Source organism: Blastococcus aurantiacus (genome assembly GCF_900102425.1).
In the GTDB taxonomy this organism is placed as follows: domain Bacteria; phylum Actinomycetota; class Actinomycetes; order Mycobacteriales; family Geodermatophilaceae; genus Blastococcus; species Blastococcus aurantiacus.
On the sequence record NZ_FNBT01000002.1, the window covers coordinates 118,198 to 141,104 of the forward strand.

Annotated in this window: 26 protein-coding genes; 13 read left to right on the forward strand and 13 right to left on the reverse strand. The window is 69.5% G+C overall.

Annotated features, from left to right (window positions below):
• Nucleotides 1-5: 5 nt before the first annotated feature.
• On the reverse strand, nucleotides 6-788 hold the full coding sequence (locus tag BLS70_RS04030; RefSeq protein WP_091764380.1) for an isocitrate lyase/PEP mutase family protein: 783 nt from the start codon (nucleotides 786-788) through the stop codon (nucleotides 6-8).
• A gap of 141 nt (nucleotides 789-929) precedes the next feature.
• Here BLS70_RS04030 and BLS70_RS04035 point away from each other — a divergent pair, with 141 nt between their 5' ends.
• On the forward strand, nucleotides 930-1,136 hold the full coding sequence (locus BLS70_RS04035) for a (2Fe-2S)-binding protein (protein ID WP_091764381.1): 207 nt from the start codon (nucleotides 930-932) through the stop codon (nucleotides 1,134-1,136).
• Nucleotides 1,123-1,605, forward strand: coding sequence for a bacterioferritin (gene bfr, locus BLS70_RS04040; RefSeq protein ID WP_091764382.1), 483 nt, complete (start codon nucleotides 1,123-1,125; stop codon nucleotides 1,603-1,605). Before BLS70_RS04035 ends, bfr begins: the two co-directional genes overlap by 14 nt.
• 61 nt (nucleotides 1,606-1,666) lie before the next feature.
• Here bfr and BLS70_RS04045 read toward each other — a convergent pair whose 3' ends face one another.
• Nucleotides 1,667-2,626, reverse strand: coding sequence for an ABC transporter substrate-binding protein (locus tag BLS70_RS04045; RefSeq protein ID WP_176946281.1), 960 nt, complete (start codon nucleotides 2,624-2,626; stop codon nucleotides 1,667-1,669).
• Between the two features lie 146 nt (nucleotides 2,627-2,772).
• On the opposite strand from BLS70_RS04045, the gene BLS70_RS04050 reads away from it, so the two are divergent.
• Nucleotides 2,773-3,708: a siderophore-interacting protein gene (locus tag BLS70_RS04050; RefSeq protein ID WP_091764384.1), complete on the forward strand. Its 936-nt coding sequence runs from the start codon at nucleotides 2,773-2,775 to the stop codon at nucleotides 3,706-3,708.
• Between the two features lie 72 nt (nucleotides 3,709-3,780).
• A complete protein-coding gene (locus BLS70_RS04055; RefSeq protein WP_091764385.1) occupies nucleotides 3,781-4,029 on the forward strand; it encodes a hypothetical protein in 249 nt (82 codons plus the stop codon).
• Here BLS70_RS04055 and BLS70_RS04060 read toward each other — a convergent pair.
• Entirely contained in the window at nucleotides 4,007-4,771 is a 765-nt protein-coding gene (locus BLS70_RS04060; protein ID WP_176946282.1) for a MerR family transcriptional regulator, read from the reverse strand. The genes BLS70_RS04055 and BLS70_RS04060 overlap by 23 nt on opposite strands.
• A 109-nt stretch (nucleotides 4,772-4,880) precedes the next feature.
• Here BLS70_RS04060 and BLS70_RS04065 point away from each other — a divergent pair, with 109 nt between their 5' ends.
• From BLS70_RS04065 to BLS70_RS04080, 4 genes are all read left to right on the forward strand, one after another.
• On the forward strand, nucleotides 4,881-6,716 hold the full coding sequence (locus BLS70_RS04065) for a hypothetical protein (RefSeq protein WP_091764387.1): 1,836 nt from the start codon (nucleotides 4,881-4,883) through the stop codon (nucleotides 6,714-6,716).
• Nucleotides 6,717-6,761: 45 nt separating this feature from the next.
• Nucleotides 6,762-7,229 (forward strand): cupredoxin domain-containing protein, encoded by a 468-nt coding sequence (locus tag BLS70_RS04070; protein WP_255362228.1) that lies wholly within the window; start codon nucleotides 6,762-6,764, stop codon nucleotides 7,227-7,229.
• A gap of 4 nt (nucleotides 7,230-7,233) precedes the next feature.
• The gene (locus BLS70_RS04075) at nucleotides 7,234-8,538 is read left to right on the forward strand and encodes a hypothetical protein (protein WP_091764388.1); all 1,305 of its coding nucleotides are present in this window, start codon (nucleotides 7,234-7,236) and stop codon (nucleotides 8,536-8,538) included.
• A 127-nt stretch (nucleotides 8,539-8,665) separates the two neighbouring features.
• On the forward strand, nucleotides 8,666-9,013 hold the full coding sequence (locus BLS70_RS04080; protein ID WP_176946283.1) for a flagellar FlbD family protein: 348 nt from the start codon (nucleotides 8,666-8,668) through the stop codon (nucleotides 9,011-9,013).
• A 31-nt stretch (nucleotides 9,014-9,044) separates the two neighbouring features.
• On the opposite strand, the gene BLS70_RS04085 is transcribed toward BLS70_RS04080, so the two are convergent.
• The 3 genes from BLS70_RS04085 to BLS70_RS04095 are packed head-to-tail and all read right to left on the reverse strand — an operon-like array spanning nucleotide 9,045 to nucleotide 11,052.
• Nucleotides 9,045-9,596 carry a gluconokinase gene (locus BLS70_RS04085; protein WP_091764826.1) on the reverse strand — a complete coding sequence of 184 codons (552 nt, stop codon included), beginning with the start codon at nucleotides 9,594-9,596 and terminating at the stop codon, nucleotides 9,045-9,047.
• 41 nt (nucleotides 9,597-9,637) lie between these two features.
• Nucleotides 9,638-10,384 carry an alpha/beta hydrolase gene (locus BLS70_RS04090; RefSeq protein ID WP_091764390.1) on the reverse strand — a complete coding sequence of 249 codons (747 nt, stop codon included), beginning with the start codon at nucleotides 10,382-10,384 and terminating at the stop codon, nucleotides 9,638-9,640.
• Complete coding sequence (locus tag BLS70_RS04095) at nucleotides 10,381-11,052, reverse strand: enoyl-CoA hydratase-related protein (protein ID WP_091764391.1); 672 nt, start codon at nucleotides 11,050-11,052, stop codon at nucleotides 10,381-10,383. The genes BLS70_RS04090 and BLS70_RS04095 overlap by 4 nt, the downstream gene beginning before the upstream one ends.
• Before the next feature lie 145 nt (nucleotides 11,053-11,197).
• Between BLS70_RS04095 and BLS70_RS04100 the strand changes: the two genes are divergently transcribed.
• Nucleotides 11,198-11,824, forward strand: coding sequence for a histidine phosphatase family protein (locus BLS70_RS04100; RefSeq protein ID WP_091764392.1), 627 nt, complete (start codon nucleotides 11,198-11,200; stop codon nucleotides 11,822-11,824).
• Between the two features lie 7 nt (nucleotides 11,825-11,831).
• On the opposite strand, the gene BLS70_RS04105 is transcribed toward BLS70_RS04100, so the two are convergent.
• On the reverse strand, nucleotides 11,832-12,563 hold the full coding sequence (locus BLS70_RS04105) for a class I SAM-dependent DNA methyltransferase (RefSeq protein WP_091764393.1): 732 nt from the start codon (nucleotides 12,561-12,563) through the stop codon (nucleotides 11,832-11,834).
• A gap of 197 nt (nucleotides 12,564-12,760) precedes the next feature.
• On the opposite strand from BLS70_RS04105, the gene BLS70_RS04110 reads away from it, so the two are divergent.
• On the forward strand, nucleotides 12,761-14,446 hold the full coding sequence (locus BLS70_RS04110; protein WP_091764394.1) for an ABC transporter substrate-binding protein: 1,686 nt from the start codon (nucleotides 12,761-12,763) through the stop codon (nucleotides 14,444-14,446).
• A 317-nt stretch (nucleotides 14,447-14,763) separates the two neighbouring features.
• Here BLS70_RS04110 and BLS70_RS20410 read toward each other — a convergent pair whose 3' ends face one another.
• Nucleotides 14,764-15,015 carry a hypothetical protein gene (locus BLS70_RS20410; RefSeq protein WP_143030337.1) on the reverse strand — a complete coding sequence of 84 codons (252 nt, stop codon included), beginning with the start codon at nucleotides 15,013-15,015 and terminating at the stop codon, nucleotides 14,764-14,766.
• Nucleotides 15,016-15,159: 144 nt separating this feature from the next.
• Between BLS70_RS20410 and BLS70_RS04115 the strand changes: the two genes are divergently transcribed.
• From BLS70_RS04115 to BLS70_RS04125, 3 genes are all read left to right on the forward strand, one after another.
• Entirely contained in the window at nucleotides 15,160-16,392 is a 1,233-nt protein-coding gene (locus BLS70_RS04115) for a hypothetical protein (RefSeq protein ID WP_091764395.1), read from the forward strand.
• Between the two features lie 402 nt (nucleotides 16,393-16,794).
• A complete protein-coding gene (locus tag BLS70_RS21580) occupies nucleotides 16,795-17,133 on the forward strand; it encodes an antitoxin Xre/MbcA/ParS toxin-binding domain-containing protein (protein WP_091764396.1) in 339 nt (112 codons plus the stop codon).
• 2 nt (nucleotides 17,134-17,135) lie between these two features.
• A complete protein-coding gene (locus BLS70_RS04125) occupies nucleotides 17,136-17,654 on the forward strand; it encodes an RES family NAD+ phosphorylase (protein WP_091764397.1) in 519 nt (172 codons plus the stop codon).
• A gap of 1,040 nt (nucleotides 17,655-18,694) precedes the next feature.
• Here the strand turns inward: BLS70_RS04125 and BLS70_RS04135 are convergent.
• The 5 genes from BLS70_RS04135 to BLS70_RS04155 form a co-directional block, all read right to left on the reverse strand.
• Nucleotides 18,695-19,405, reverse strand: coding sequence for a deoxynucleoside kinase (locus BLS70_RS04135; protein ID WP_091764399.1), 711 nt, complete (start codon nucleotides 19,403-19,405; stop codon nucleotides 18,695-18,697).
• Between the two features lie 76 nt (nucleotides 19,406-19,481).
• On the reverse strand, nucleotides 19,482-19,946 hold the full coding sequence (locus BLS70_RS04140; RefSeq protein WP_143030338.1) for a nucleoside 2-deoxyribosyltransferase: 465 nt from the start codon (nucleotides 19,944-19,946) through the stop codon (nucleotides 19,482-19,484).
• Nucleotides 19,946-21,178, reverse strand: coding sequence for an ImmA/IrrE family metallo-endopeptidase (locus BLS70_RS21585; protein ID WP_091764401.1), 1,233 nt, complete (start codon nucleotides 21,176-21,178; stop codon nucleotides 19,946-19,948). Before BLS70_RS21585 ends, BLS70_RS04140 begins: the two co-directional genes overlap by 1 nt.
• Nucleotides 21,117-22,520, reverse strand: coding sequence for a thymidylate synthase (locus BLS70_RS04150; protein ID WP_091764402.1), 1,404 nt, complete (start codon nucleotides 22,518-22,520; stop codon nucleotides 21,117-21,119). Before BLS70_RS04150 ends, BLS70_RS21585 begins: the two co-directional genes overlap by 62 nt.
• Before the next feature lie 179 nt (nucleotides 22,521-22,699).
• Entirely contained in the window at nucleotides 22,700-22,903 is a 204-nt protein-coding gene (locus BLS70_RS04155; protein ID WP_091764403.1) for a hypothetical protein, read from the reverse strand.
• Between the last annotated feature and the right edge of the window lie 4 nt (nucleotides 22,904-22,907).

The window sequence follows — 22,907 nt, forward strand, 5'->3', positions numbered from 1 at the left end:
CGCGGTCAGTTCAGGGTGCGGGTCGACGGCGGGAGTGCGCCGCCGGCGAGGAGTTCCGCGGTGGCGTCCTGCAGCGCCGTGAGCGCGACCCGCTGGGTGTTGGGGCCGGTCGAGACGCGGGCCACGCCGAGCTCCTCCAGCTCGCGGACCGACGGCGAGCGACCGGGGACGGCGATGACGCTCAGCCGCCCGGGCCCGAATGCCTCGGCCAGCACCGCGATCTCCTCGCGCTCCACCGCCCCGGGGACGAAGACCACCGGCGCCCCCGCCTCCAGGTAGGCCCGGCCGCGCCGGACCGCCTCGGTCAGCACCTCCGTCCGGTCCGCCCCCGCGTCGGCGCGGAGCAGGGCGTCGGTGCGCGCGATGAGCACGAACCCGATCCCGGCGTCCCGACCGGCGGCCAGCACCGCCTCGACCGCCGCGACGGCCTCGTCCAGCGGCCGCATGCCGTCCTCGAGGTTGCCGCCCACGGCACCGGCTCCGATCGCCCGCCGCGCGGTCTCGCCCGGGTCGCCGTAACCGGCCTCCACGTCCATGGACACGGGCAGGTCCACGGCCGCGGCGATGCGGGCCACCATGTCCAGGTGCAGGTCCAGGGGAATCCGCTCGCCGTCCTCGTAGCCGAACGTGGCCGCGATGGAGTGGCTGGCCGTGGCCAGCGCCCGGACGCCGTCCGTACCGGCGACCACCCGCGCGGAGACGACGTCCCACACGTTGGCGAGCACGAGGATCTCCGGTGCGGCGTGCAGGTCCAGCAGGGTTCGGGCGCGGTCGGCGAGGTCGGGCACGGACCGAACCTAGCCCCGGCTCGCGCCGCTGACCAGGAAGGCTGGCGCTCGGCGCACAGGTAAGGCTAACCTGCGTCGCAGTGCTCGACTCCGGTCCGGGCAGCCCACCCCCGCCGTCTCCCGGTTAGGCCGAAGCCGCGCATGTACGTGTGCCACTGCAACGTGGTGAGTGACCGCGACATCCTCGAGTCGATCGCCAACGGCGCGCGCTGCGTGGCCGACGTCGCCCGCGCCACCGGTGCCGGCCGCACGTGCGGTGGCTGCGTGGAGACCATGCGCGAACTCGTGTGCCAGCATTGCCCGGTCATGACCGAGCGACAGCTGGGAGTTGCAGGTGCAGCCCGTTAGTCCCCGAGTGGTCGAACTGCTCAACGATGCGTTGACCTTCGAGCTCACCGTCACCAACACGTACTTCCTCAACGCCCGCATGCTGGACGCCTGGGGACTCCCGAAGCTGGGCAAGGTCTTCTACGACCTGTCCATCGACGAGATGCGCGACGCCGACGCCCTGATCCAGCGCATCCTGCTGTTCGACGGCCACCCCAACCTGCAGCGCCTGGGGTCGATCCGCGTCGGCGAGACCGCCGAGGAGATGCTCGTCCTGGCCCTGGACAGCGAGAAGGCCGCCGTGGCCCAGTTCAACGCCTCGGCCAAGGAGTGCCACGACCTCGGTGACCACGGCACCGCCTCGGTCTTCGAGGAGATGGTGCTCGACGAGGAGAAGCACGCGGACTGGTTCGAGGCCCAGCTCGGTGCCATCGAGCGGGTCGGTGCGGCCCAGTACCTCGCCGCGCAGATCTCCACCGAGACCCCCTGAGCGCGTAGCCGCACGTACCGAGGGCCGCCTCCCGCTCCACCGGGAGGCGGCCCTCGTCGTCCTAGCCGGCGAGCAGCTCGCGGAGTGCGTCGAGCTGCAGGGTCGCGGCCCGCAGCCCGATGCCGGTGTAGAAGACGTCGTCCTCGACGGCGTGCGCCCGGCCCTGCTGCACGCCGGTCAGCAGCGGCCACAGCGGCCCGGCCACGACCGCGGCCTCGCCCGAGTCGTCGGCCGGCCCGTAGGACGAGTACAGGATGACGTCGGCGTCCGCCCGGGTCAGCTCCTCCGCGCTGAGCTCCGCGAACGTCGGGAGGTCGTCGGCGGTCGGCAGCTGCAGGTGGTCCAGCCCGATGTCGGCCATGACCGTGCCGATGAACGACGCGGCGGTGTAGACCCGGATGCCGCCCTCGACGAAGCGCATCGTGCTGACCGTCGTGGCGGCGGGGTCGCCGATCTCCTGCCCCAGCGCGGCGGCGTCGGCCTCGTACGCCTCGATGAGCTCCTCGGCCTCGTCCTCCAGCCCGAGGGCCTCCGCGTCCAGTCGGAGGTTGTCCTTCCAGACCACGCCCACCTGGTCGGCGAAGACCGTCGGGGCGATCTGCGCCAGCTGCTCGTAGAGGTCCTCGTGCCGGGTCTTGCTCGAGAGGATCAGGTCGGGCTCGACGGCCGCGATCGCCTCGAGGTCGGGCTCGCTGATCGTCCCCACGACCTCGACGTCGGCCGCGTCGTCGGCCAGGTAGCTGAGGAAGCCGTCGGACACCGCGGTCGTCACCGCACCGACGGGAGTGACGCCGAGCGAGAGCACGGAGTCCAGCTCCCCGGTGTCCAGGACCACGACCCGCTCCGGGCGCTCGGGGATCTCCGTGCTGCCCATGGCGTGCTCGACCGTGCGCGGGAACCCCCCGTCGCCGGCCGCGGGCGATCCGGTGCCGGCATCCCGCTCGTCGTCGCTCCCGCAGCCGGCGAGGGACAGGGCCGCGGCGAGGGCCACAGCGGTCGCGGACAGGGCAGCACTTCTCATGTCTCTCCTCATGGGTGCGCACGCGCATTCGTCGCACGTGCCTCTGGATCCGTTCGCGACCGTGTGCAAGACTCCGGTGCGAAGCCAGGTGAGGCTAGCCTAAGTTGACTCCGCCTCCGCACCTGCCGGCCACCGGGAGAGAACGCATGACCGTCCAGACAGTGCAGGTCCCGGTCTACCGGCCCTTCGGCGCGCAGGTGCTCCGCCTGCGTCGCCTGAGCCCGAGCTTCCTGCGCGTCACGTTCACCGGCGCCGATCTCGACGAGTTCGGCAGCAACGGCTTCGACCAGCGGATCAAGGTCATGCTGCCGCTGCCCGGTCGCGGCATCGACGACTGCCCGACCGACCCCGACTGGTACGGCGCCTGGCGGGCGCTGCCGGCCGAGCGCCGGATGCCGATTCGCACGTACACGATCCGCGCGGTGCGGTCCGAGCAGCGCGAGGTGGACGTCGACTTCGTGCTCCACGGCGCGACCGGACCGGCGTCGGCGTGGGCGGAGTCCGCCGTGATCGGCGACGAGGTCGTCCTCATCGGCCCGAACGCCCGCTTCCCCGGCCCCACCGGCGGGTTCGAGTGGCACCCGCCGGTCGACGCCTCCTGCCTGCTGATCGCCGGCGACGAGACCGCCGTGCCCGCGATCTGCACCATCGTCGAGTCGCTGCCGGCCGGTCAGCGCGCCCGGGTGCTGCTCGAGATCCCGGAGCCGGGCGACGTGCTCGACGTGGCGGTGCCCCCCGGCGTCGAGGTCACCTGGCTGCCCCGCTCGCGGGGCGCCGGCGTGCCCGCGCCCCGCGGCTCCCTCCTCACCGCCGCGGTCGTCGAGGCCACGGCCGAGCTCGCCGACCTCCTGGCCCCCTCCCCCGTCGCGGCCCTCGAGGACATCGACGTCGACAGCGGCATCCTGTGGGAGGTCCCCGCCGAGGCCGGCTCCGCCCCCGGCTCCTCGGGCGTCTACGCGTGGCTGGCCGGCGAGGCCGGCGTGGTCAAGGGCCTGCGCCGCCACCTGGTCCAGGAGCTGGGCGTCGACCGCCGCTCCGTGGCGTTCATGGGGTACTGGCGCGAGGGCCGCGAGAGCGACTGACCCGCCCGGTCCCACGCCGTGCCGGGGCCGGCCCGGTTTGACCGTTGTCAGCAACCGGTGTCACATGGAGCGATGAGCGCAGCCCCTGACGTCCTGGCCATGGACGGCGTCGCGGTCATCGGCACCCTGGGATTCTTCGTCCCCGCCGCGATCCTCCTCACCGTCGTGGTCCTCGCCGTCGTCCGGGACCGCCGGCTGGCCGCCCAGGAGGAGGCGGACGAGGCCGCCGAGCAGGCCCGTGCGCGCGAGGCGCTGGACGACTACGAGGACATCCAGGGACACCGGCCCGGCGATCGCCCTAGGACTCCCCCAACCGACTGAGCGCGGCCTCCACGGCGTCCTGCACGGTGCCGGCCATCTCGGTGCGGAAGGCCGCCAGCAGCGCCTGAGCGGCGACCGGCTGCAGCCGCGCCACGGTCGCCCGGATCTCCTCGATCTGGTCGGGCGGGGCACCGGCGTCCACCCACGCCTGCCACCGGGTGTCGACGAACATCTGCACGTAGGTGCGCGCGATCTCCCGCACGTGCTCGGTGACCTGCATCTGGGCGGTGACCAGCGCGGTGACCGGGACGCCCAGGGCGAGCACCTGGATGCCGGCGGTGAGCAGAGCGGGGTCCAGCACCCGGAGGTGCGTCTCGTCGACCCGTTCCACCAGGCCGAGCTCGACCAGGCTGTCGACGACGGCCGGGTCCTCGGGCACGCCGGCGCGGGCGGCCAGCTCGGCCCCGGTGGTGAGCTCGGGCTCGGGCGGCAACCAGGGCGCGAGCAGCGCGCGGTGCAGGGCCAGGGTGACCGAGCTGCCCATCGCCGGCGCCGCGGTCAGCGTCCGCTCGATCATGGCGAGCGTGTAGCCCTCGGCCAGCATCTCGCGCACCAGCAGCAGCCGGGCGACGTGCTCGCGTCCGTAGTAGCCGGTGCGGCCGACCATGCGCGGGGGCGGGAGCAGCCCGCGGGCGGAGTAGGCCCGCACGTTGCGCACGGTCACTCCCGCACGGGCGGCGAGCTGGTCGACCGTGAACTCGCGGTCCTCGCCGTCCGGCATCGGTTCTGCTGCCGTGACCACGCACACCTCCTCCCCGCGCATCCCCACGGTAAACGGCTCGTTCTATGTAGCAGTTGTCGATGTCACGGTTGAGGTGTTCCATGGCCTCACACCTACTGAGGGGGTTTGCGTGCTGCTCGCCGCTGAGACACGTCCCGCCGGGGGGGCCGCGCTCGGCGAGGTCGCCCTCGCCACCGGCATCGGAGCCGGCCTGACCGCCGTCCTCCTGGGCCTCGTGTGGGCGCACCGGACCCGCCGCTCCACCGTGCTCACCACGGTCGGCAACAAGTTGGGCTCCGCCACCGGCGTGCCGGCCTGGGTCGCGCTGCCCACCATCCTGACCACGATCTCGCTGCTGGTGGCGCTCCTGGGCATGCTGTGGGACATCGCGCTGCACATCGGCGTGGGCCGAGACGAGGGCCCGCTGGCCAACCCGGCGCACTTCCTCATCCTCTTCGGGCTCTTCGGCGTCTTCGCCGGCGGCATCCTGGCCTGCGCCATGCCGCTGGACGAGAAGCCAGGCCCGGCCGCGGTCCGCTTCGTCCGCGGCTGGGACGTGCCGGTGGGCGGCATCCTGCTCACCGTCGCCGGCTTCTACGCGCTGCTCGGCTTCCCACTGGACGACGTCTGGCACCGCCTGTTCGGCCAGGACGTCACCCTCTGGGGCCCGACGCACCTGATGCTCATCGGTGGCGCCGGCCTGTCGATCGTCGGCCTGCTCGTGCTCGAGCAGGAGGGCCACGGCTCCCTCTCCACCGACGACGGCGACGTGAAGGCCGGGCGCACCGCCCGCTTCGTCCGCCAGGCCGCCGCCACCGGTGGCCTGCTGCTGGGCATGTCGGTGTTCCAGGGCGAGTACGACTTCGACGTCCCGCAGTTCCGGCTGGTCCTCGAGCCGTTCATGATCGCCGCGGCGGCGGGCATCGCGCTGGTCGGCGCCCGCCTGTTCATGGGCCGCGGCGGGGCGCTGGCCGCGGTCGCGTTCTTCCTCGTCATCCGCAGCGGCATCGCGCTCGTCGTGGGCCCGGGCCTCGGCGAGATCACGCCGAGCTTCCCGCTCTACCTGGGCTCCGCGATCGTCGTCGAGGTGCTCGCGCTGTCCGTGGCGCTGCTGCGCCGCCCGGTCCTGTTCGGCGCCGTCGCCGGTGTCGGCATCGGCACGATCGGCCACGCCACCGAGGCGGGCTGGACCCACCTGGTCCAGACGCTGAGCTGGAACAGCGACATCCTGGTCGAGGGCACGCTGATGGCGATCGTCGGCGGCGTCGCCGGTGGCCTGCTGGGTTCGCTCCTGGCCCTCGGTCTGCGGCGCCGGCTGCCCCGGCCGGCCGTGGCGCGCACCGTGCTGCTCGGCAGCCTCGTGGCCCTGGCCGCCTGCCTGGCCAACGGGCTGATCGCGCACGTGCCGGACGACCTCGACGCCACCTTCGCCATCACCGACGTCGAGACCGACCCCCGCACCGCCGACATCACCGTCCAGCTGGACCCCGCGGACTTCGCCGACGACCCCGCCTGGGTGCAGATCACCGCTTGGCAGGGCGACGGCCTGGTCGTGAACGCCCTCGAGCGCGTCGGTGAGGGCGAGTACCGGACCACCGAGCCGGTGCCGCTGCACGGGACCTGGAAGACGCTGCTTCGGGTGCACGACGGTCGCACCCTGACCGCGATCCCGATCTACCTGCCGGCCGACGAGGCGATCGACGAGCCGGAGGTCCCTGCCGAGGACGGGATGACCCGCTCGGCGATCCCCGAGATCGACATCCTGCAGCGCGAGCTCAAGGAGGGCGGCGGCGGCGTGTGGCTGGCCGCCAACCTCGTGGTGCTGGTCTGCACGCTGGCGATCATCGCTGCCCTGGCCTGGGGCGTGGCCCGCTACTCCCGGCGGGCGGCGGCCGCCGAGCCGTTCCCCGACAGCCCGGCGGATGCGCCGGCCGACGAGTCGCGGACGTCCACCGGCGCCGTCTGACCGCCCCGGCCCGCCCCTTCCCTGCGCACACCGGAGACTCACCACGTGACCGCCCGTCCTGTCCGGCTGCCCCGCGCCGTGGCGGCGTCCGCCGTCGCCCTCGTCCTCCCGCTGGCCGCCTGCGCCGGCACCGACGAGCCCCGCCCGTCAGCGGCGAGTTCGTCGTCCAGCAGCACGTCGTCCAGCAGCACCTCGTCCAGCACGTCGAGCAGTGCTGCCGGGGCCGGGGCAGCGAGCAGTTCTCCGGGACAGGGATCGCTGCGCGCCGAGCTGGACGTCGTTGCCGGGCCGGTGGAGCAGGCGGGCCGGATCTCCGTACGGGTGGGCGAGTCGGTCACCCTGGTGCTCAACAGCACGATCGACGACGAACTGCACGTGCACGGCTACGACCTGACCGCCGATCTCCGGGCGGGTCAGACCACCGAGCTGACCTTCGACGCCACCATCCCGGGGGTCTTCGAGATCGAGCTGCACGACGCGGGAACGGTGCTGCTGACCCTGCAGGTCTCGTGACCGCATGACGGTCCTCGCCCACGGGGTGGGGTCGCGCACCGACCTGCCCATCCCCATCGGGTTCGCCCTCTACGGCGCCGGCGCCGCCATCCTCGCCAGCTTCGCCGTCCTGCTGCTGTTCTGGCGCAGCCCGCACCTCGGTGGGCCGGACGCCGGCCGCCCGCTGCCCGCGGGGCTCCAGCGGCTGCTGGACAGCTCCGGGGTGCGCCGCGGACTGCAGGCCGTCGCGCTGCTGATCGCCGCCTTCGTCGTGACGGCCGCCCTGGCCGGGCCGGAGGAGACCTCCCGCAACCTGGGTCCGTGGGTCCTGTTCGTCACCTTCTGGGTGGGGCTCGTCCCGGTCAGCCTGCTGCTCGGACCGGTGTGGCGGGTGGTGAACCCCCTGCGGCTGCTGCATCGACTGCTACGGCCGCTCGGCCCCGATGCGCCCGGCGCGGCCCAGCTGCCGGCGCTCGGGCTGTGGCCCGCGGCCGGTGCGCTCACCGTGTTCGTGTGGCTGGAGCTGGTCCATCCCGACCGCACCGAGCCGGTCACCGTCGCGGTCTTCCTCCTCGGCTACGCCGCCGTCCAGCTGGCGTGCGCGCAGTGGTTCGGCGAGGGCTGGTTCGCCCGCGGCGACGGGTTCGAGGCCTACTCCACGCTGATCGCCCGGCTGTCCCCCTGGGGACGGCGCAGCGACGGGCGGCTCGTCCTGCGCAACCCCCTGGCCAACGCGCTGGCCACGCCGTCCCGGCCCGGGCTGTCGGCGCTGGTGATGGTGCTGCTCGGCTCCACCGCCTTCGACGGGCTGACGCGCACCGTCTGGTGGCAGACCGGCCCCGGCTCGGCGAACGACTGGTTCTCCGGCACCGTCGGGCTGCTGCTGTCCATCGCCCTGGTCTCCGGGCTCTACGTGCTCGGCACTCGGCTCTCCGGCCGGCTCGCCGGGCAGGAGCAGGGCGTCCAGCCGGCGCGGTACGCGGCGACGGTGATCCCGATCGCGCTCGGCTACACGGTGGCGCACTACTTCAGCCTGCTGATGCTGGACGGGCAGACGACCTGGATCCTGATCAGCAACCCGTTCGGCACCGACGGCGTCGACCTGTTCGGCACCTACGGCAACCGGGTCGACCTCACCGCGGTCAGCGCCGACGTCATCGCCCTGGTGCAGGTGGGCGCCATCATCACGGGGCACGTGGTGGGCGTGATCCTGGCCCACGAGCGCGCACTCCTGTCGGCGCGCCGGGCCCGGGCGTCCGACCAGCTGCCCCTGGTGCTGGTCATGGTCGTGTTCACCCTCGGCGGGCTGGGTCTGCTCTTCGGGTTCTGAGCCGGCCGCCCCCCCGGGTGAGGCACACGGGCTGGGCTTCAGCACGGGGCGGCGGATGCCGATGGAGAGAGAGCCGCGTCCGGCGCCACCGGGGTCCACTCCCCGATCCAGCGGAAGGACCGCTCCCGTGATCGCAGTGACCTGTCGCAACGGCGAGCACTTCACCATCGACCCGGCCGAGATCGAGCGCGCGCAGTCCGTGCCCGACACCGTCCTGCACATGGTGGGTGGCCGGACCTACGTGCTCGCCATGAGCCTGGACGAGCTGCTGCGTGCAATCCGCGACTCTCACGCCGAGCGGCTGGTCGTCCAGAAGCGCCTGGCCGGCGGGACGGCCGAGCTCGCCGACTCCGCCTCGACCGTCCGCGCGGCGGCGACCCTGCGGGTGGAGCGGCGCGCACGCAGCCGGGACGGCGACGCCCCCGGCTCCCCCGCCGACCGGCGGACCGACGACGGACCCACTCCCGACGCCTGACCCCTGCCTTTCCGCGGAAGAGCAGACGTCGTCAGACGTCGGTCGAGGGGCGGTACGGGCGGTCCCCGCCCAGGGCGGTGAGCAGGCCGTCGACCACCGCGTCGGGCGACCCGGCACCGGAGATCTCCGCCCCCGCCTCGTCAGGCTGGAGCGGTTCGAGCGTGGCGAGCTGGCTCTCGAGCAGGGATGCGGGCATGTAGTGGCCCTTCCGGCCCTCGAGCCGGGTGCGCAGGACCTCGGCGTCGACGGTCACGTGGGCGAACCACACCGACGGCCGCCCCTCGCGGAGCAGGTCGCGGTAGCTGCGCTTGAGCGCCGAGCAGGTGAGGACGACGGAGCGGCCGGTCGCCTCCCGCTGGTCGATCCAGCCGCCGATGATGCGCAGCCACGGCCAGCGGTCGTCGTCGTCGAGCGGCTGCCCCGCGGCCATCTTCTCGACGTTGGCGCGCGGGTGGAACTCGTCGCCCTCGGCGAACTCCCACTCCAGCCGCTCCGCCAGCCGTTCGGCGACGGTGGTCTTCCCCGAGCCGGACACCCCCATGACGACCACCGTGGTTGCCGTGTTCGTGCCGTCGACCTGCATGGACCGACCGTAGGACCGCGCGCCGCGCACGGCGAGACGGTTCAGCACGCGGCCAGCGCCGCCAGCAGTTCGGGCCAGGCGGCGCTGCGCGGATCGATGACGACGAAGTGGCCACCCTCGACCTCGACGAGGCCGGCCGAGGGGTGCGCCGCCACGTAGGACCGGCCCAGGGAGAGCGGGACGATCTCGTCGGAGGTGCCGTGCACGACCGTGACCGGGGCCGCGGGCGCGGGCTGCCGCACCGGGTCCAGGTCGGGCCGCTCGCCGGCCGGCCGCCCCAGGAACGCGCGGACGGCGTCGCCGTCCAGAGCCAGCTCCTCGCCCAGCCGGAGATCCGCCACCGGCGCCAGCGCCAGCACCCCGGCCAGCGGGGGGGTCCGCAGGTCGGCGGCAGCCTGCAGCACCAGGTGCCCGCCGGCGGAGTGCCCGGCGAGCACGAGCCGCCCGTCGCACCTTCCGGCGACGTCGGGAGCCCCGCTCAGGAAGCCGATGGCCGCGGCGACGTCGTCCACCGTGTCGTCGGGCCGGCCGGGAACCCGCCGGTACTCGATCGCCGCGGTCGTCCACCCGGCCTCCGCGAGTGCCGCCGTCAGCGGCCGGACGTGGACGCGGTCGTAGGCCGGCCGCCAGAAGCCGCCGTGCACGAACACGACGAGCGGCCGCCGCTCGGCGCCGGCACGGCCGAAGCGGACGTCGACGACGGCGTCGGGGTGGTCGCCGTACCGGAGTTCGAGGTCGGGTGCGGGAGCGGGCAGCTGCAGGACCGAGCGGTCCTCGGCGGCAGTCACCCCAGCCGCTGACCGGCGGCCCGCAGGCTGTCCAGGGCAGGGCCGTACATGCGGGTCTTGATGGTGCCGAGCGTCGGACCGGCCTTGCCGGCCAGTGCGTCGGCGAGCTCCACCGCCGTCGCGCGGACGGCGTCCTCGGCCACGGCCTGGTCGACGATCCCGGCGTCGACGGCCTCGACACCTCCGTAGCGGCGGCCGGTGGTCATCGCGATGTGCGCGGTCTGCGGCGCCAGGCGGGACTGGATGAGCGCCGACATCCCCGGGGTGAAGGGGATCTGGATGTCGACCTCGGGCAGGCACCAGAACCCGCGGTCGGCGCGCATGACCCGGACGTCGTGGCTCAAGGTCAGCATGGCTCCGGCCGCGAAAGCGTGCCCCTGGACGGCGGCCACCGTGACCAGCGGGAGAGCGAGCACTCGGGCGAGCAGGTGCTGCACCCCGGACACGTACCCGCCGCGCTCGTCCTCGTGGCCGGCGAGCCACTCGAGGTCCAGACCGTTGGAGAAGAACTTCCCGGTGGCCGTGGTGACGAGGGCGCGGGGGCCCTCGGCCTGCTCCACCTCGTCGAGGGCCGCGTTCACCGCAACCAGCCAGTCGGGGTGGAAGCGGTTCTCGGTGTCGCCGAGGTCGAGCACGAACACGTCGCCGGAGCGGTCCAACGAGGGCATGGCGGGTCCTTCCGCAGGAGTCAGGCGGTGCCGGGCCGGCCCACCGCAGCGGCGGTGCTGGCCCGTGTCGACGCCGATCATGCCGTCCGGCAGTGTTCGACCCGCTCGGGGCGTCGCGAGCGGTCGGTCCACGGGAGGAGCGCGGGTGCGCAGGCTCTACGTCGTCACCCATCCCGAGGCGGCACACCACCTGTCCGGCGAGGTGGGCGGGTGGTCGGACACGGAACTCAGCGAGCGGGGCCTGCGCCAGGCCGACGCCGTCGCGGCGCGCATCCGGGAGCTCGTTCCCGCCGACGCCGCGGTGCAGCTGCACTCCTCCGACCTGACCCGGACGGTGCAGACGGCGGAGGCGATCGGCGCGCGGCTGGATGTGCAACCGGTTCTGCTGCCCGGACTGCGCGAGAAGTCCTACGGCGTCGCCGAGGGGCGGCCGCAGGCGTGGCTGGACGCCCGCTTCGTCCCGCCATCGCCCACCGGGGACCGGATGGACCACTCCGAGGGCATCGAGGGCGCGGAGACCCGGCGCGAGTTCGCCGTCCGCGTGTACGCCGCCGTCGACCGCATCCTGGCCGGCCCGGGTGCGCACCACGTCGTCGTCACCCACGGCTTCGCGCTGACCTTCGTCGTCTGCGCGTGGATCCGCATGCCGCTGGAGGCCACGGGATACGTCAACTTCAGGTCGACGAGCGGCGGGATCACGGTTCTCGAGGAGGACGACTTCTTCGCCAACCGCAGCGTGGTGCGACTGGACGAGACCGCGCACCTCCCCTGACGGGTGGTCAGGCCGGCTTCCGCCAGACCGAGACGGCGCTCTCGCTGTCAGCGGTGAACGGCCGCCCGTGCCAGTCGGCCACCCGGCGGACGTGCTCGAGACCGGCCAGCTGCGCCATGAGGTCCAGCTCGGCGGGCCAGACGTAGCGGTGGTTGCTGGCGGCGTACCGCACGGTGCCGTCGTCCTCCCGCCAGTAGTGGTGGGAGGTGCCCTGCTGGGTGACGAGGTCGAGGGTGTCGAAGCCGACGTGACGCCCGCCGACGTGGAAGGGCACCGCCGTCTGCCCGGGCGGGAACCGGCGGAGCTGCGGGATCCACAGCTCGACGACGAAGTGGCCACCGGGCGCCAGGTGACGGGCGGCGTTCCGGGAGCAGTCGACCTGCCCGGCCTGCGTCCGGACGTTCCCGAGGCTGTTCCACACGACGTAGACCAGGGCGAACGTGCCCGGCGCGGTGGCCGTGGCCATGTCCCCCATCACGACCGGCAGGTCCGGGCGCTTGCGGTGCAGCTGATCGGCCATGGGCTGCGACAACTCGATGCCGGTGACCGGCACGCCCCGGGACGCCAGCGGGATGGCCACCCGGCCCGTGCCGACGGCGAACTCCAGCGCGGGCCCCTCCCCCGCCAGCTCGGCCAGGAAGTCCACGGCGGGGTCGAGGACGTCGGCCGTGAACATGAACGACGACGTCCGGTCGTAGCCGGCCGCCGTCGCCTCGTCCCACACGTCGCTGCTCGTCACGATGCGGAGCCTGGCCCGCCCGGCCCTGTACGGCCAACGAGTTACTTGGGTCACAGCTCGGCCACAGCATCCGTACGGCTAGTGACTCACGTCACTGCGCAAGGTAGAGATCCCGCTTAGCGCCTCGGGCGCCCACCACCGCGGCACCCTGCCCGCGCACCGGTGGCTCTGCACGCGAACGGCTGAGGAGACAACACATGCGAGGACATCGGCGTCCGACAGAGCTCCCCTGGAAGCGGGCTCTCGCTTCCCTGGGACTCGTAGGAGTACTGCTCGGCACCGCCGCCTGCGGGGGGGACGACGGCGGCGGGGGCGGGGGCGGCAACGGAGCGGGCGGTGCGAACCCGGACGACATCTCCGAGCAGGGTGACCCGGTCGAGGGCGGTGAGATCACCGTGGGGCTGGAGGCCGAGACCAACAGCTGGCTGCCCGGAGAGGGCTCCTTCGCCAACTCGGGCACCACGGTCGCCTACGCGATCTACGACCCGCTGATGAAACGGACGGCGGATGGTGAGGTCAGGCCCTACCTCGCCGAGTCGATGGAACCCAATGCGGACCTCACCACCTGGACCCTGAAGCTGCGCCCGGACATCCAGTTCCACGACGGCACGCCGCTGAACGGCGAGGCGCTCAAGACGATCTTCGACACCTACCTCATGGCGCCGACGTCCAACGTGAAGAACACGCTGGCCGATGTCGCCTCGCTGGACGTCGTGGACGACCTGACCGTGGAGTACAAGCTGAAGCAGGCCAACGCCGCGTTCCCGGACGTGCTGACCACCTCCCCCGGCTGGCCCTTCTCGCCCACCGCGGCGGCGAAGTTCGGCCCCGACGCCGGCGCCAATCCGGTCGGGACCGGCCCGTTCAAGTTCGTGTCCTGGCAGCGGGACAGCAACTTCGTGGTCGAGAAGAACGAGGACTACTGGCGGGACGGGCTGCCCTACCTCGACGGGATCACCTTCCGGCCGATCCCCGACGAGGACACCCGCCTGTCCAGCCTGCAGAGCGGTGACATCGACGCCATGCAGACCCTGCGGCAGAGCACCGTCGCCAAGGCCCGCGACCTCGACGGCGTGGACAACTACGAGTACCTGGGCAACAACAGCGGCGGATCGATCATCAACACGAGCATCGCGCCGTTCGACGACCTGCGGGTGCGGCAGGCCCTGGCCTACGGCATCGACCAGCCGGCCCTCATCGACGTCATCGGCGGCACCGGGCTGACCCCCGACGCCACCCAGTACTTCAGCCCGGACAGCCCGTACTACTCCGAAAAGGCGGCGGAGGCCTTCCCGACCTACGACGCCGAGCGCGCCCAGGAGCTGTACGACGAGTACATCAACGACCCGCAGCGCTCCGACGGCCAGCCGGTCGGGACCGACCTCTCGTTCACGTACCGCTGCCCGCCCGACCCCACCCTCAACGAGCTCTCCCAGCTCTACCAGTCCTTCTGGAGCCAGCTGGGCATGGATGTGAAGCTCGAGACCGTCGAGCAGGCCGCCCACGTCCAGAACGGGATCGCGAAGGACTACGAGGTGCAGTGCTGGCGGGTGGGTGCGGAGACCGATCCGTACACCACGCTGAAGAACGCCTTCACCGAGGGCCCGCTCAACTTCACCGGCTACACCAGCCCGGAGATCGACGAGGGCCTGGACACCCTGCGCACCACGACGGACGTGGAGGAGCGCAAGGCGGCCGTGGAGCAGATCAGCATGGACATTTCCGAAAACGTGCCGAACCTGTTCACCGGCTACACCCTCACCGACATCGCGGTGCGGGACGTGGTGAAGAACGTCGACGGCTGGACGTTCCCCGACGGCGATGAAGGTGACGGAGTCCCTGGCGCACAGGCCATGTGGGGCGAGGTCTGGACGACCGAGTAGCACGTCCTCACGCAGGAACACGACGGCCCGGGCGGATCACCGCCCGGGCCGTCGTGCGTCCCATCGCCCCACCCTCGCAGCGAGCGAGGAGGCGGGGCCGCTCGCGATGCCAGACCGTGCCCGGTGGGCGCCGCGGCTGAGGTCGGGAACGAGTCAGGCCGCCCCCCGTATCGGAGAACGGCCTGATCGAAGGGGGTGGGGCTGAGGGGACTCGAGCCCCTGACCCCCACACTGCCAGGCCGTCATGATCACGTTCGAGGCGGTTCACTGCAGTCCCATAAGGCGTGCGACCAGCGGAGAATTACGGCTGCGCACGGCTACGAATGACCGCGAACGACGCCAACTGCAACCACAACTGCAACCACGGCGGGCGGATCTTTAGCAGAGCTGAATAGGCATGCTAACAATGCGGCGAAGTTGGCACGCCACTCGCGCCAGAGACGGCGCAGCTGTAGACGTGCCGGCCGACGAATCTGGCTCACCGCCCATGCTGCGGTTCCCAGCAACGTCATCAGTTCCGTCAGCCGTTGCATGTGTCGGACCGACATCGATTTCACGTCCTTGATCATCGCCTGGTTCCGTGGTCATCCCCCTGAGCTGTGCACGAACATGTCCACCTGTCTGTTTAGGTAAATGTCTAGCGTAACGCGCAGAAGTATGTTAACTTGTCTACGGAGGTGGTCATGGTGGTCCAGCCACGAGTGCTACGCCCAGTGCCCGACCCGCTGGGGAGCTACATCCGTCCGGGGTATAAGGACGGACCCGATGTCCTCCAGCTGCTCGTCGAGGGACGGTCGATCGCATCTGGGCTTGTCGCTAACCCCACCTGGGGGAACCGGCAGGCCGATCTGATGACCGAAGCCGGTCGGCAAGGCCTCGAGACGGTGCTCGACCCGTTGACTGTCGACCTGGGCACCGCGGGTGGCTTCGGTCGAGGGAGGGTCAGGAATCTTCCGTGGGCGGGGAACGCACCCCACTTGCCCGATGACCTGACTGGCCTCGCCGGTGTTCCGCTTGTCCGGGCGATTGCCGAGGAGGTGCAGGCCCGGGGATACAGCGCGGTGCTGGCTCCGACCCACTTCTTGTCTGCGGCTGATGACCCATGGCTGTTGATCGACGCCGACCTGACGCATCGACTCCGAGCCGAACTGGACCGTCTCGGTCTGGGTCACGTGCGGATCTACTACCCCCTGGTGGTCAAGGCCGAGGTGTTCCGGCACGCAGAAGCCCGAGGCCGGCTGGTACAAACGTTGCGCCCACCGCTGCCCATCGACGCCGTGTGGTTGCGGATCCATCCGTTCGGCACCAACAGCAGCGGACCGCTGGCGCTGCGCCGATACCTCGAGGGGTGCCGAGACCTGCACGCCACCGGCGTGCCGCTGGTCGCTGAGCACTCAGGCACGGTCGGCCTGGCACTGATGGCCTTCGGAGCCGTGGGTGGGATCGAATCGGGCATCACCTTCAGCGAGGGAGTCCAGCTAGGCGGCCTATTCAAGGCCCCCGACCCCGACGACCGCGGCTTCTCGCCCGCCCCCCGCATCTACCTACACCAACTGGGAACCTTCCTGCCGCCGGAGCGGGGCGAGGCATTCTTCGGCGCCCGAGGCATGAAGTCCGCCCACGGCTGCACCAACAGCGGCTGCTGCCCCCGAGGCTGGCAGGACATGCAGATGCGGCCCCGTCGACACTTCCTGCTTCAGCGAGCCCATGAGGTAGCCACGCTCAGTGCAACGCCGCCGCCGTTGCGGGCTGGCCTGTACATGGAGAACTTTCTTCGACCGGCGTCCGACCGCGCGGTGCGTGCGGCGGAGATCGAGCCCAGCCTGGAGCCGGCACGAAAGCGCCTGGACTCCTGGCGGGGCACGCTGGGCGCTCAGTTGGAGAAGCACTCGGTGTTCACCGTCAGTGAGCCCGCGGCCGGTAAGCGCCTGCGCCGTCCCGCCTGAAGAAGCAGGGGGCGAGCGGTTCAGTGTCTGTCGGGCAATCCATCGGCTGCTGCAAGGGCTACCTGCTGGCAGCGCGCTCCGCGCTGCCACCACCGCACCAGGGTCCTTGCGGACCAGAGCCGTATACGTCTCCTCGCGTCGGGTCGCACGGGAGACGGTGGCAACCCTCCATTGGATCCTCGCCGCAGACTCGGTGGGCCCCCTCCGGGGGATGTGGCCTCCGGGGATCATGAGAATCCTGATCCAGATACAGATTCGAACCGGCACCCCTGTCCCGGTGCCCGCCGATAGCGACGCCAGGCTGCAACCGCAGTCGACTTTCGCTGATGATCTTCCCCGTATCACCGCTGCCTGCACCTAGACGGCGGTAGGACGCGTTACCCCCACTCACAGGAGGACCTCATGCCAGGTGCAGTCGCTGACCGCCTGGACTCGATCAAGCAGCACGCCGGGATCCGCGGTCGCGAGATCGCTCAACTGCTTGACACCACACCTCAAACCGTGTCTCGGTGGCAGCAGGGCCATGTAGACCCCCAGCCAAGCAAGCTACAGAACCTGCTTACCTTGGAGTGGCTGACAGACCAGCTCGCCGAGTTCTTCCCACCAGATCAAGCGCGCCTTTGGCTATTCGCCCCACACAGACTGTTGGGCGGGGACACGCCAGCCGCACGCATACAGCAGGGCAAACACCAGGACGTGCTAGCTCTCATCGATCAGCTGCGCGACGGGGCCTTCGTCTGAGCATGTCCACGTCAAGCCACGATCCCGAGCTGCTCGACGCCCTCGAAGAACTGGCTACCAATCCCTACGAAGGCACCGCCTGGCGACACATGTTCAACGACTATCCGCCCTCCAAGGTCAACATCTCGGGCGCCCGCTGGAACCCTGCAGGGGTGGGTGCGATTTACCTGGCGGTGGACCGGGACACCGCCGAAGCTGAGGGTCAGCACGCGGTCGACATCCAGCCAGCGCGAATGTTCGCTCGGCGCGTTCTCTACGAGGTCAACATCGATGTGGATGACGTGGTTGACCTCACCGCTGTGGGGGCCTTGCGGTCGGTAGGCCTCTCATCACGTGACATAGAAGCCGACGACTTCACGAACTGTCAGAAGGTCGGAGCCGCGGCGGCCTGGTTAGGTCGTGGAGGTCTCCTGGTCCCCAGTGCCCGAGCCGCTGGCAGCAACTTGGTCGTCTTAGTCGACAGCTCCGCAGCCGCCACCGACGTCACCATCGTCTCCACACAAGTACTCGAGACCCGCTAAGCGGCCTCCGAGTGGCGACGAGCAGGGCTGCTGTACCTGCGGTGAACTGGGTGAGCAGAGCGGGATCGACGGTGGGCGGTCACCAGACATGTCTAGCGTGACGCAGGCGATCACTTACGTTCTCGAGCCGTGCGCACAGCCACCAAGCTCCCCGAACAGGTCGGACAGCTGGACGAGGGCCGGGAAGGTGGGCAGCGCAAGCACCCTTGCACGCCAACTTCCAACAGGGGCGAACACGTCGTCGGCAACGCCGTGTGGCAGCGGTGGCCGAGGTGCCGGCTCTCCCAGACCACCTGTGAAAGGTTTTTTCGTGGCTCCTAAGAGGTGTGAGAGCGATCAGAGCGCTCAGATCGCGACACCAACAGCGATAGCGGCAATCAGGAAGATGATTGAAGCTCTAGTGGCCTTGCCAACGCTACCGCACAGCACCAACTTTTACGCGGACGATCACGCCTGCTGCACTGACGTCCGCCTAGATTACGAGTCGGCCAACACGCGCCGCGAGCGAATGGCGACGCATCTTGAATGCGCCTGGGGCGCGCCATTACTGCTGATTGGCGAGGCCGCAGGGTGGCGCGGCGCCAGACAGACGGGAGTGCCATTTACGGCACCCTTCGACCTTCATGGCAGCGGTATGCGTGAACCCAGCGCGACGATCGTGCGACAGACCATCGCGAATTCCGGAATGCCGGGGCGAGTCATGACCTGGAACGCGTACCCTCTGCACCCCCATCAGGTCGGGCTAGCAGCATCAAATCGATCGCCGACGGCGCGGGAGGTTGCCAGCGGCCTTCCGCTCCTAGATCAGCTGGTTCGTGGGCGCCGCATCATTGCCGTTGGCCGACGTGCCGCCGACTCGTTGGCCCAGATATTCGACGCCCCACCCCCGATAGCATCCGCTGCCAAAGTATCGTCCATGGCCGTCCAGGTGCGACATCCATCCTTCGGCGGGGCGCGCGCTTTCCGGGAGCAGTTTGCCATGGCACTTGTCCACTTTGGCTTCACGAAGCAAAGCGGAGCGCCCATCGATCATCCCTAGGTTACCCAAGACTTGTCGTCGCAGAATCCAAAGCAGCGGCGATGTCCCCGACAAGTCGGTCCCTAGTGTCAGGCTCTCGGACATCGGCTTCCGCCGGCACGATGAATTTTGGACTCGACTTCCATCTATCAACGAACCCGTCGAAACTCTGGCGGATAGCCTCAAGGAGTTCGTCCCCTGCCACTCCCTCGCCAGGACGATCTCGCTCCGCCACCCGAGACCGCGCTTGCGCCGGGGTCAGTTGGCGGAACACGAGTAAGTCAGGCACGAGGTAACTACGCTCCAGAACACGCGTCAGGTCCCGCAACAGTTGCGCCTCCCGCAAAGGGATGCGGCCCAAACTCTCGTTCGCAGCTAGGTACGCTCCTGAGTGCTCGAAGGGTGTACGGTCCTCCACGATAACGTCGGGGAGTGCCGTATCAACTCTTGCCAGCTCCGATCGCAACGCGTCATGCCGATGGACAGATGCAAGAAGAAAGTGAACCTGGCTCGCAAACCCCCAACGAGGGAAGTCGAGGTAGGAGTCGGCGAAGAACGCATTGTCCTCCTCAACATGTCCTTCAAGGTGACCCTGCCAACCCAGCTTGTCGATCAATGCCTGCGCCAAGGTTGAGGCGCCGGCCCCGATCGAGCCAGTCACCACCACATAGCGACGGCGCGCCTGCGGAAATGACTGGTGATCCGGTTGCTTGCCGTTCGGCATGATGCTCATGCGTGCTCGAGGCCCCCGTCCGAAGAGTCGATCCTTCCATCTTAAGTGGTCCACACTCCCGTGAGTAGCCGTAATCTCAACCCACGAGGCGGGAGTGCGATGGAACGACCGATCGGGCGCGCGTGTTCATGAGGTTGCGCGACAACGCGTCCTTCAAATCGGCGATACCGCCAAACTGAACAATCGTTCCCCCAGCATCTTCGATCAAGCCCGCAGCAAATCGGGACACCTTTTCGCCGCTGCGTACGATAGCTACAATTGGGACGCCGGCATGGGCTGCAATAGCGAGCTCGGCACCGACACCGGTACTCGGGGCGCCGACGTGCGCAATGACAAGGTCGCTATTTAGGAGTTCGCGCACATCGCGACGGTATACCTCAGAGGCGCTGACAAACTGCGCGCGTTCCGGATCGGTGTGCATGTGAGGCACGTAAGGGTCAAGATCGAGGGTAGTTACAATTTCAGCAACCGCCTCATATAGCGCTCTGGCGAGGCGGAGGTCCGTCGAGCCTTGGAGCGGTCCAGAAATGTAAACGCGCATCACAAATCTTTCGCTAGGGGGAGCCTTTGCAGATATGAATCGAAGTCGTGTTCGCCCCGTGCGCGCCTATACGGACGGGGGCGACTCAAGACGGTGGTAAGAAGATCACCGTGAAGCACGTACACAGTGTCATCGGCGGTCTCGTCGCGAACAGGGCGGCCTTGGAGAATGGGCAGTTCTCCTTGGTCGCGAAATGCGGGTCGTACCGCCAGCATTTTTCCCGTGTAGTGGCGATCCCCAACCTCGATGGTGGCCTCCGCGGCGTAGGCCGAGCCATGGGTCAGCGCTTGAGTGACCAAGTCCGGGCGCAAGTGACGACGCGAAAGGCCCGGCGGGAGGTAAACCCCATCCACGGTGCGACAGTAGGAGCTTTGGATCCGCCAATTAACCCCACGCCGGTGCTGGAGGTACTGCCATGCCGTCAGGACGGTCCTTGGCAGAAGTGTCGCAACTCGACGCAGAAGCGTCACATGCGAAACCAAGTAGGTGTCGTAAAGACGATTGTAGTCGGCAAGGGTTCTCAACGGATTACTTGTTAGGTAGTCGGACACGTCGCCCACAGGTACGAGCAGCTCGGCGGCACCATAGTCGCAAAGCTCTTCAATCTGCCGGTGCGATTGACGATTCTGGAGATCAGAGAGGGCGCGGCGGTCATCCGCCAGTGTCTCATACAGCAAGATATGGGCGATCTCGTGCGCTTCTGTGAACCTGACTCTCCGCCACGACATGTCCTCGCGGCGGTAGACGGTCCACCCGCGGCTATGAGCATGTAGACGCCCGTGTGCGCCGCTTCCGGGCCGCGCCTTCGCTCGACGAGCCGACAATTCCTCAAGGATGGGGGTGAGGGCATATGGTCCCGATTGCTGCCGAGTACGACGACGAAGATCTGCACATGCTGCGTCCATTGCGGCAGCAGGACTCGACGCGTTCCAAGCGCCTGCGAACGCGACCAGGGAAGGGGCGACGGCACCGCGTCGGACGGGTTGCTCTCGACGTTTCACCTCGGGCGCTCTTGCGGCCACGGGCGTGCCCGCGCCTCCGGTAACGGGGCTGCCCGTTTCAGCTTGTTCGTTGAAAGGGAACGAAAGCTGCGGGTCTTCGGGCGTCACTGTCTCACCGTCCATGGCGCCCGCTGGACAGACTCTCCCAACGGGATCGGACCTCCCATGGTCAGCGCACGGCGTCCAACGCTGCGCGGATGTCGTCGTCCGAGTACTCCCGAACATCTCCATCCCTAGCAGCCAGGGCCACTTCGCTGCGCATCAGCTCCCGGACGGCGGCGGGCAGACGGCTGATGGGAAGGTCGTCCCCTTGACGCTCGGAAAAGCGAGCGATCGCCTGAACAGCATCCTCGTATGCGCTGTCATGTCCGAAGGCGGCGACCTTCGAGGAAGGGCGACTAAGATCCGCGATGTCCTCGCCGATTCCCAGGTTGAAGAGAGTGCCTTGGTCGTCTTGGTCCAGCGGCTCGATTTCCGGGGCAGCGGGCCGCGGGAACGACGCTTCGATCTTGCTTCTCGTCACTCCTCGCAGGTATTCTGGAAGGTCGGCCACGATCGCGTCGGCCTTATCCAGCAGACCACGCTTTGCGGCCACCCATGACGCCAGGACATTGAACAGCGCCAGCCAGTACTTGTTGAGGACGGCGGCAGCCATGCCCCGCAAGGCATCAAACTCTGCTTCAGTCGAGGTGTGCCGCATCTGGGCCTCGAGCCTCGCGAGCTCCGTGGCCTGTCCGATGGGTGTGGCGAGCTCACGCGCGGCCTGGCGCGCGGCGCGCTCCGTTGGGTCTTGATCTGTGAGCTTATCGGCGGCAGCCAGCGCAGCAGCGTCCTCACGGGGCATCTCGGGCATCACGATGGATTCGCCAGGTCCCGCCGCGGCCAGAGCACGGGTCGTTGGCATCTCGAAAGGGGTGTCGTAGACGTGCATCGATGCAGCCCAATGAACGTACTGAGTCATCGGGATGCCGACCGTTGCCGCGACAACTTCTCCCAGCAACGAGAACTCGAAGAAGTTAAAGTGCATCAGCCGGAAGGCGTTGTTTGACCGCATTACGGTCGACATGATCAGGCCCCCGTCACGGACATGGAAGAACATGCCGAACGTGCACGGAATGTCGCTTGAGACCCGGACCGCATCCTCGGGCGACCAGACCACCGCGGCGGCCTGCCGCGTATCTGGGCTGGTCCGCAGCCGTTCGATGACACCGCGGATCTGGTCGAGCCCGGGTGCCGCGTCGAAGAGTCGCTTCCCGTAGCTGGAGCCGGGCACCGTGAGACGGTTGTCGGTGTACGACCGGACCTTTTCCTCGTAGAAGGCGATGTCCTCCAGGCGGTTGGAGCCCGCCACCATCCACACGAACCGCGCGACGGCGCCGACGATGTTCAAGCGACGCTGAGGTGCGTTGGCGATCCGGGCGCACGGGTTCGACATGCCCGTCTGGTAGTGCAGGACCTCGTAGGACTTGTCCTTCTCGGTGTCGATGTACGAGCCGTTGAGCATGTCGGAAACTGTCTGATGCAGTGCCTCGTCCACGGTAGCCGGGATCATCTGGCTGTTCCCTGTGCTCATCGGGTCTCCCCCGCTCGTAGGACCGCCGACGGTACCGGCGTCAGGGCCTTCTGCCCACGGCGCCCGTCCACCCCCAGGCTATCTGAGGGATGCGACAGGTCGGCCGAAGCCGGCCCGCCGAAGTTCCCTCCTCGTCGAGGGGCCTGCCTCCACTCCGGTTGACTCGTCGGCTGGGGTGATCAGGCCCGGGCTGCGGCGTGGGTGAGCGTCTCGTAACAGACCGGGGTGAGCCGGTCGACCGCGGCCGGCCGCGGCACCTTGGTAAAGGCCAGACGCGCCGATGTGGAGGCGGGCGTGCCCAGGACCGACGCCAGCCGCACCGGGGACGACGTGGTGGGCGATCCGGGCGGCGAGATCGCTGCCGTCTGCTCCGCCGAGGTCACTCGG